This window comes from Streptomyces sp. NPDC058045, assembly GCF_042885635.1.
Taxonomy (GTDB): Bacteria; Actinomycetota; Actinomycetes; order Streptomycetales; family Streptomycetaceae; genus Streptomyces.
In genome coordinates, this window is the sequence record NZ_JBHVRR010000005.1 from 177,431 (window position 1) to 184,330 (window position 6,900).

General features: G+C 72.4%; 11 protein-coding genes. 1 reads left to right on the forward strand and 10 read right to left on the reverse strand.

From position 1 onward, the window contains the following. Nucleotides 1-131 precede the first annotated feature (131 nt). From ACFVST_RS05625 to ACFVST_RS05670, 10 genes are all read right to left on the reverse strand, one after another. Nucleotides 132-998 (reverse strand): tyrosinase family protein, encoded by an 867-nt coding sequence (locus tag ACFVST_RS05625; RefSeq protein ID WP_390147156.1) that lies wholly within the window; start codon nucleotides 996-998, stop codon nucleotides 132-134. 15 nt (nucleotides 999-1,013) lie between these two features. Next, nucleotides 1,014-1,358, reverse strand: coding sequence for a tyrosinase family oxidase copper chaperone (locus ACFVST_RS05630; RefSeq protein WP_390147158.1), 345 nt, complete (start codon nucleotides 1,356-1,358; stop codon nucleotides 1,014-1,016). Nucleotides 1,359-1,593: 235 nt separating this feature from the next. Continuing rightward, nucleotides 1,594-2,139 (reverse strand): vitamin K epoxide reductase family protein, encoded by a 546-nt coding sequence (locus tag ACFVST_RS05635; protein ID WP_390147185.1) that lies wholly within the window; start codon nucleotides 2,137-2,139, stop codon nucleotides 1,594-1,596. A gap of 161 nt (nucleotides 2,140-2,300) precedes the next feature. Beyond that, nucleotides 2,301-2,801 carry a DUF5949 family protein gene (locus ACFVST_RS05640; protein ID WP_390147160.1) on the reverse strand — a complete coding sequence of 167 codons (501 nt, stop codon included), beginning with the start codon at nucleotides 2,799-2,801 and terminating at the stop codon, nucleotides 2,301-2,303. 243 nt (nucleotides 2,802-3,044) lie between these two features. Further along, a complete protein-coding gene (locus ACFVST_RS05645) occupies nucleotides 3,045-3,335 on the reverse strand; it encodes a hypothetical protein (protein WP_390147161.1) in 291 nt (96 codons plus the stop codon). A 132-nt stretch (nucleotides 3,336-3,467) separates the two neighbouring features. Beyond that, entirely contained in the window at nucleotides 3,468-4,097 is a 630-nt protein-coding gene (locus ACFVST_RS05650; protein WP_390147163.1) for a hypothetical protein, read from the reverse strand. A 242-nt stretch (nucleotides 4,098-4,339) separates the two neighbouring features. Further along, a complete protein-coding gene (locus tag ACFVST_RS05655; RefSeq protein WP_390147164.1) occupies nucleotides 4,340-4,579 on the reverse strand; it encodes a chaplin in 240 nt (79 codons plus the stop codon). 215 nt (nucleotides 4,580-4,794) lie between these two features. Beyond that, nucleotides 4,795-5,265, reverse strand: coding sequence for a chaplin (locus tag ACFVST_RS05660; protein WP_390147166.1), 471 nt, complete (start codon nucleotides 5,263-5,265; stop codon nucleotides 4,795-4,797). Nucleotides 5,266-5,366: 101 nt separating this feature from the next. After that, the gene (locus ACFVST_RS05665) at nucleotides 5,367-5,564 is read right to left on the reverse strand and encodes a chaplin family protein (RefSeq protein ID WP_390147187.1); all 198 of its coding nucleotides are present in this window, start codon (nucleotides 5,562-5,564) and stop codon (nucleotides 5,367-5,369) included. A 217-nt stretch (nucleotides 5,565-5,781) separates the two neighbouring features. Next, complete coding sequence (locus tag ACFVST_RS05670; protein ID WP_390147167.1) at nucleotides 5,782-6,192, reverse strand: rodlin; 411 nt, start codon at nucleotides 6,190-6,192, stop codon at nucleotides 5,782-5,784. A gap of 275 nt (nucleotides 6,193-6,467) precedes the next feature. Between ACFVST_RS05670 and ACFVST_RS05675 the strand changes: the two genes are divergently transcribed. Beyond that, nucleotides 6,468-6,878, forward strand: a complete 411-nt coding sequence (locus tag ACFVST_RS05675; protein WP_390147169.1) for a rodlin — start codon at nucleotides 6,468-6,470, stop codon at nucleotides 6,876-6,878. Nucleotides 6,879-6,900: the final 22 nt, after the last annotated feature.

Here is a 6,900-nt window from a genome sequence, read left to right on the forward strand (position 1 = left end):
GGCAAGACCAAGACCGGCGACAGCGACGGTGGCGAGAGCGGCTACGGCGGCTGATCGCACCCCGCGGTACGCACGGAGCCCCCGCCCGGTACCGGGCGGGGGCTCCGTCGTGTCCGGTGCCCGACGGGCCGTCAGGCGTACCGGTAGACGCGGCGGTGGTCCTCCGCCTCGGACGGGGGCAGGTCGAAGGGCGGCATCGGCTGGTCGCGGCCGACGATCCGGCGGTACTGCCGGGTGCCGGGCAGCGGCGGCCGGGCCGGCAGGTAGCGGGCGTCCGGGTGCTTGCGCTGCCAGCGGGACCAGACCAGGTCGACGAAGGAGTGGTGCAGCCAGAAGACCGGGTCGTTGACGGAGGCGCCGCCCAGCATGGTGCCGCCGACCCAGCGGTGCACCTTGTTGTGGTTGCGCCACCGGGCCTGGCCCTGCCGGGTGCGCCAGCCCTCCAGGTTGTTGCGGAAACCACTGGCGGAGGTGGAGTCCCAGGGCTCCACGTCATAGCCCGACTCCCGTTCCGCCACGGCGAGTTCGGCCGCCGTGGGCAGGGTGAGGCCCTCCGGAGGGTGCCCGAAGTCGCGGACCAGGTAGCGCTCGTCGGTGACGTTGTGGCGGAGCGTCCAGTTGCCGGTGGCGTGGGCGAAGGGTCCGGTGGTGACCCGCCGGTCGCCAGCGCGCCCGTTGCCGCCGAGGAGGTCCTTCGACCACGGCACGGCGGACGCCGAACGCTCCGCGGTCCAGTCCCAGTACGGCACGGTGACCGAGGAGTCCACAGCCCGCAGCGCCCGCTCGAAGTCCAGCAGGAACAGCCGGTGCCAGGGCAGGAACGACGGCGTCATATGCGCCACCCGCAGCCCGCGGTCCCCGTCCGCCGTGTAGAACTCCATATGGGTGCGGACGAACTCGTCGTAGCGGCCGCTGCGTTTGAGACGCAGCACCGCGTCCACGAAGCGTTTGCGCTCACTGCCGCTGAGCGCCTTCACGTTCTTGCGTACGTACACCACGTGCGCGCCTCCCGGTCAGGCGGCCGGGTGGGCGGGGCCCAGCCGGTCGGCGGCACCGCGGGCGGCGGCCAGCGGTGTCGGATACGAGCAGTAGTGGTCGATCATGGTGAGGTAGCCGCCGTCGGCCCGCCGCATCAGATGCAGCGGCCGCCCGTCCACCGACACCTCAACTGCCTCTCCCCCGGCGCCGATTCGCCGGCGCCCCACCAACCGGTGACCGCGGTACACCTCGTCGAAGAGGACGATCTCCGGGACGGACGGTAGCCGCGGGGTACGGGTGCCCGGTACGTCGGCGCCCGCCGCCGGGGCCAGTACACCGGTGGCGGCGGCACCGGCGCCCGCGGTGAAGAGCGCGCGCATCAACCCCCGCCGGGTCACCGCCCTCCGACGCGGTACGGGAGTGTGGTGCGGCGGCCTCTGGTGCGGTGCTCTCATCCGGCGTGCCCCTTTCACGTGTGTCACACGGACGGGCGCCGCGACGGGATCCGCCGCCGCGCCCCAGGGTGCCCACCCCAACGCCTGCCACCGCCGATCCCCCGGAACACGGCCCAGGACCCCACCCGATTCGCCCGGCCGCAGCAACAGGGCCCGTGCTCTAGGCAGTCCAGAAGTCCCACCAGCGGGTCAGGATCATCATGCCGACGACACCGAGGTGCAGTACCGGCGGCAGCCAGGGGAACTCGGTGAGGAAGCCGCGGACCGCGCGCGGCACCCCCAACTGCCCGTTGCGCACGGTGTGCGCGGCCACGGACCAGAAGAGGGGGATGGTGGCGGCCCACGCCAGACAGCACCAGAGGCAGAGCGCGTTGATGCGGTACAGCGACTGGAACTGGAGCCAGGTGACGAACACGGTGCCGAAGGCGCAGCCGCCGAGGAAGGCCAGCCAGTACCAGCGGGGGAAGCGGGCGCCGCCCAGCAGGCTCACCCCGAGGGCGAGCACCACCGCGTAGCAGACCAGGCCCAGCATCGGATTGGGGAAGCCGAAGACGGATGCCTGGGCGCTCTTCATCACGCTGCCGCAGGCCACCACCGGGTTGAGGCTGCAACCGGGCCTGAAATCAGGGTCCTTGAGCAGCGCGAACTCATCCAGGGTGATCACCCAGGACGCCAGCAGCCCGGCCGCCCCGGACGCCACCAGCAGTCCGCCGAGGCCGCGGCCGCCGCCGACCGCTCCGGCCGGTGCCGGTCCGGCGTCGCGCGCCCCGGCGTGCCTCGGCTCTCCGGCGTGCCGCGGGGCGGGCGGTGCGCCGTGCCGTCGGGGCGGGGCGGTACGGGCTCCGTGCCCGGTGCTCGCGGCCACCGTCAGCCCCGCAGCGAGCGGACCGGCACCAGGCAGTGCGCCGCGGTGCCGACCGTCTCCGGGCTGCCGGCGAAAGCGGTCAACTCATCGGCGGTGACGGCGAGTCCGGGCCGTCCGGCCGGCCAGGGGCGGGTGGCGAACATCAGGCAGGCATGGCCCCGCTGCCCCACCGCGTCCAGCCACTCGGGCGGGACGGGGCACTGGGCGTTGAGCCGGTCCAGGGTGAGCACGGCCTGCCCGGCCTGGACGAGGAGGGTGACGGGCAGCGACCGGTGGGTGCCGTCCAGTACCGGGCCGCCGACCGGCAGGCCCGCGCTGTCCAGGAAGGCGCGCACGGCGGCGCTCGCACCCTCGGGGCCACCGGGCCCGTCGCCCAGCGAGTAGGCCAGCAGGAAGGGCATGTCGCCCGGTTCCGTGGGGTGTTGGCCGCTCCAGGCGAGGACGACGAGGGTCCCCAGGTCGGCCGTGCTCGGTGCGCTGTCCGGGAGGGAGGTGGAGTTCACCGCAGTACCGTAACGACATACCGGGAGGAACCGGGTCAGACCATCACCCGACCGTGTGACACCCCGTCCCACGTCACACGAAGGGTGGAGGCTCCAGGGCCTCACGTCACGAACTCCCGTACGAGGAGCGAGAGTTCGGAGTATTCGTCCAACGTGACTGGTTCGGCGGCGAGTTGGGAAGACCCCGGGTCCGGCCTCCGGACGGGGAGGACGGACCCGGGGTGAACTCCCTGTAGGCGAGGGCTACTTGCCGACGGGGAGGCCGCCGAGGAGGCCGCCCGCGGGGCCCGCGGCGGGGCCGCTCTCGTTGACGCCGTCCGCCGCGCCCTGTACGGCGTTCAGCAGGGAGCCGTCCTTCTCGGTGTCCAGCGCGTTGGTGTCCAGCGGCGCGGCGTCCAGCACGCTCTGGCTGGTGAGGGTGTTCACCGCGCCGTTGAGGCTGGAGGGCGTCATGTCGGCGGCGAACGCGGGTGCCGCGGCGCCCACCGCCACCATGGAACCTGCGAGGACGGCGGCGGCCTTCAGGGGCTTCATCGTGTTCCTTTCTTCGGCGAGCGGACTCGCCTGCGGATCGGTCGCGCCGGACGCGGAAGGCGCCCGGCGCGTCGCTTCACGGAGCCCAACGAGCCGCAACCCGGGACGGAAACGGGGACGGAAACGGGATCGCTACGAGGCGCCCGTGACCGGGCCGGAGGCCGACGGCATCCGCGGCAGGTCCGGCAGACCCGGCAGATCGGGCGCGGGGAGGCCGCCGGCCAGCAGCGTGGCGGCGAGATGGTTCACGGCGGCGGTGACCAGCTTGGGCGCCTGCCGGGACACCGCCTCCCGGTCCCCCTTCTCGGCGGCCGCGAGCAGGGTGTCCGCCCGGGTCTGGAGGCGGTCCAGGGCCGAGGCCCGCAGCTCGGCCGCGGGCGTCTGCGGCCGGGCCGGCAACGTCCGTGCGCTGGACGGCAGTTGGGCGTTCTGGTTCCCCCCGCCGCGCACCGACTCCCGGGCGGCGGCGATCCCCTCCCGTACGGACTGCGAGTAGCGCCGGGCCTGGTCCGGGGAGAGCTTGCCCTCGTCGGTGCGGAGTACCGCGTCCAGCAGCCGGGAGACGGGGGCGAGGGCGGCGGAGGTGTCGCGCAGGGCGGCGGTCTGGGTGAGCAGCGCGTCCGCCTCGGGCACCGGCACGGAACGCCCGGCGGCACCTCCGGCGGGCGAGTCGTCCTGGGCGGCGACGGGCAGCGCGGTGCCGAGGACGAGGGCGGCACACAGGGCGCTGGTGGCGAGGTGCCGTATCGGCAGGTGACGCATGAGGGTCCCTTCTGCGGTGCGGGCGGATGCTGTCGTCACCGTCGAAGGGCACCGGGCCGCCCGCAACCGGCCCGCTACGGAACACGGGTGACCCGCACCCCGCGCCAGGCAGGACGTTTCCCCAGGTGGGGAGCGGTGTACGGGGAACGGGCGCCGGAGCGTGGGGTGGCGCCCGTTCGGGGCAACGCGAAGCGGCCGCCCTCCCCGGGGGAAGGACGGCCGCGTCACTGCGGAGCCTGGGATCAGGCGTTGACGCAGGTGTTGCCGAAGGCCGGGTTCAGCAGGCCGATGACGTTGACGGTGTTGCCGCAGGCGTTGACCGGGATGTGGACGGGGACCTGGACGACGTTCCCGGAGAGCACACCCGGGGACTTGACGGCCGCGCCCTGCGCCCCGGCGTCGGCGGAGGCGAGACCGGCGGTGCCGACCACGGCAGCGGCGGCGACGGTGGACAGGGCAATGGCCTTCGCGGTACGCGACATGGCGAGGGACTCCTCGGGTCGTTCGGTTGATTGACCGGACGGAATCTGCCCGGTCCATGGCTCAACGCCCGCCACGCCGAAGGGTTCCGCCCCCGAACGGGTGATTGACGCGGGCCCGCCGCCGCGGCGGGGCCACACCGGCCCGCCGTCTGCCGGCCGTTCCGCGACCGGCCCAACTCCTTACATCGGTGGGCCGGTCGCGGAGCGGGGCGCCGTCAGCGGCGGCTGGTGCGGCGGTACAGGATGGTGCCCGCGGCGAGCAGGGCGGCTCCGGCGGCAGCTCCGGCAGCGAGGGTGGCCGGGTTGCCACCGGTCTCCGCGAGCGTGCTGGTCTGCGGCTCGGGCACGGAGGACGGCGGGGTCGACGGCGGGGTCGAGGGCTCGGGCGCCGGTGGCTGCTTCGGCTCGGGCACGTGCGGCTTGGGCGGGGCCGGCGGCGGCGTCGCACCGTTCTCGCAGGTGTTGCCGAACGCCGGGTTGAGGGCGCCGACCACGTCGACGGTGTTGCCGCAGATGTTCACCGGGACCTCCACGGGAACCTGCACGTTGTTCCCGGAGAGCACGCCCGGGGAGTCGGACGCCGTCCCCTGGGCGCCGGAGTCCGCCAGTGCGTACGCGCCGGGCAGGGCGAGGATGCCGCCCGCGGCCGCGGCCGTGAGCATTCCTCTCTTGAGGACCTGTCGCATGGTGTGGTCTTCCTGTTCGCAGTTGAGAGAGAGACCGGCCCCGGAGCGGCGGATGCCGTTCCGGGGCCGGTGGTCACGCAGCCGAACAGGCCTGCGTCACATCAGTGGTTGACGCAGCCGTTACCCAGAGCCGGGTTGAGAGCTGCGATCACCCCGATCGAGTTGCCGCACACGTTCACCGGCACATGTACGGGCACCTGGACGACGTTGCCGGAGAGGACGCCGGGCGACCCGACGGCCGCACCCTCCGCACCGGCGTCGGCGAGGGCCGGGGCGGCAGCGCCCAGAGCCATCACCATTCCGGCCACGATCGTCGCGGTCTTCTTGAGCTTCACGGAACTTCCCTTCTGACGTCATGACGGGCGCGGACCGAATACGTGCGCGCACGGGGCCCGCTGTCATGGCGTACCGCCTGGGGAACCTGCTCGGACGGGTCCGGGAACTGGTTTTCTGTTCCCTTTTTCATTTTTTCACCCGAACAGTAGGCGCCCCATGGGCAATTCCGTCCGGCGGACGTCAGCCGTTGCCGGCGCCGTTCGCCGAGAGCACCGGGACGTCGTCGAGGATGTGCGAGAGCGGCTCGTCGCCCTTGGCCTGGGTGGAGTTCTCCGCGCACTGCTGGTTCTGCGGGGAGGACAGCACGTTCACGTCCTGGACGGTGACCGGGATGCCGCCGACCAGGGAGCCCAGGTCGGCCTTCACGGGAACGCCGAGGCAGGCCTTGTTGAGAGTGCCCTGGACCAGGGTGAGCTGGGGGCTCTGGTCGCCCGCGGTGCCGGAGTTGCCGAACGCGGTCTCCGCGCCGTTCCCGCTGAGGGAGGTGGTGCCGGAGTCGTCGCCGAGCGCCAGGGCCTGGGGGGCGGCCATGGCGGTGGCGCCGAGAACCGACGCGGTGACCGCGGTGGCGGCCATAACCTTCTTGAGCATGTTGCGTGTTCCTTATGTCCGGTGGACCGGTCTGTGGTGGCCGGTGCCCACGGGCACCGTTTCCGTCGCGGCACAGAAGTGCCGGCGCAATACTCAACTCCCGTACAGCCCAATGGTTTCGCTCTCTGCCACGGAAGAAATGGCTCAGATAATCCCATCGGGCAGCAGAAACGGTTCTGAATGTAAGCCGTAGGAGTGAAGCCGAAGAACCAAGCAGGGTCAGGGGAGTTGGGCAGTGCGCTCCGGGACGGGGCTTCTTTCCGAAGGGACATCTCGTGATCAAGAAGGTCATGGCCGCTGCGGCCGTCACCGCTTCCGTCATCGGCGTCGGCGCCGCGGCCGCCCCCCAGGCCCTCGCCGTCGGCGACGACACCGGCACCACCTCGCTCAGCGGCAACGACGCCAAGCAGGCCTACGGCAACTCGGCCACCTACGGGAACATGAGCCCGCAGATGGCGCTCATCCAGGGCTCGCTGAACAAGCCGTGCATCGGCCTGCCGGCGAAGGTCAACGCCGGTTCCCTGGTCGGCGTGGTGCCGGTCAGCGTGCAGGACCTCAACGTCCTGTCCTCGCCGCAGAACCAGCAGTGCACCGAGAACTCCACCCAGGCCAAGGGCGACGAGCCGCTCTCGCACCTGCTGAACGACATCCCGGTCCTCTCGGCCAACGGCACCAGCAACGGCTGAGCGGCACCCGCTTCACCGGCGC

What these genes read in the sequence shown, in the direction of transcription:
- ACFVST_RS05630 (WP_390147158.1), bottom strand. Translation starts at nt 1,358, where the DNA reads ATGCGCGCGCTCTTCACCGCGGGCGCCGGTGCCGCCGCCACCGGTGTA.
- ACFVST_RS05645 (WP_390147161.1), bottom strand. Translation starts at nt 3,335, where the DNA reads ATGAAGCCCCTGAAGGCCGCCGCCGTCCTCGCAGGTTCCATGGTGGCG.
- ACFVST_RS05650 (WP_390147163.1), bottom strand. Translation starts at nt 4,097, where the DNA reads ATGCGTCACCTGCCGATACGGCACCTCGCCACCAGCGCCCTGTGTGCC.
- ACFVST_RS05655 (WP_390147164.1), bottom strand. Translation starts at nt 4,579, where the DNA reads ATGTCGCGTACCGCGAAGGCCATTGCCCTGTCCACCGTCGCCGCCGCT.
- ACFVST_RS05660 (WP_390147166.1), bottom strand. Translation starts at nt 5,265, where the DNA reads ATGCGACAGGTCCTCAAGAGAGGAATGCTCACGGCCGCGGCCGCGGGC.
- ACFVST_RS05665 (WP_390147187.1), bottom strand. Translation starts at nt 5,564, where the DNA reads ATGGTGATGGCTCTGGGCGCTGCCGCCCCGGCCCTCGCCGACGCCGGT.
- ACFVST_RS05670 (WP_390147167.1), bottom strand. Translation starts at nt 6,192, where the DNA reads ATGCTCAAGAAGGTTATGGCCGCCACCGCGGTCACCGCGTCGGTTCTC.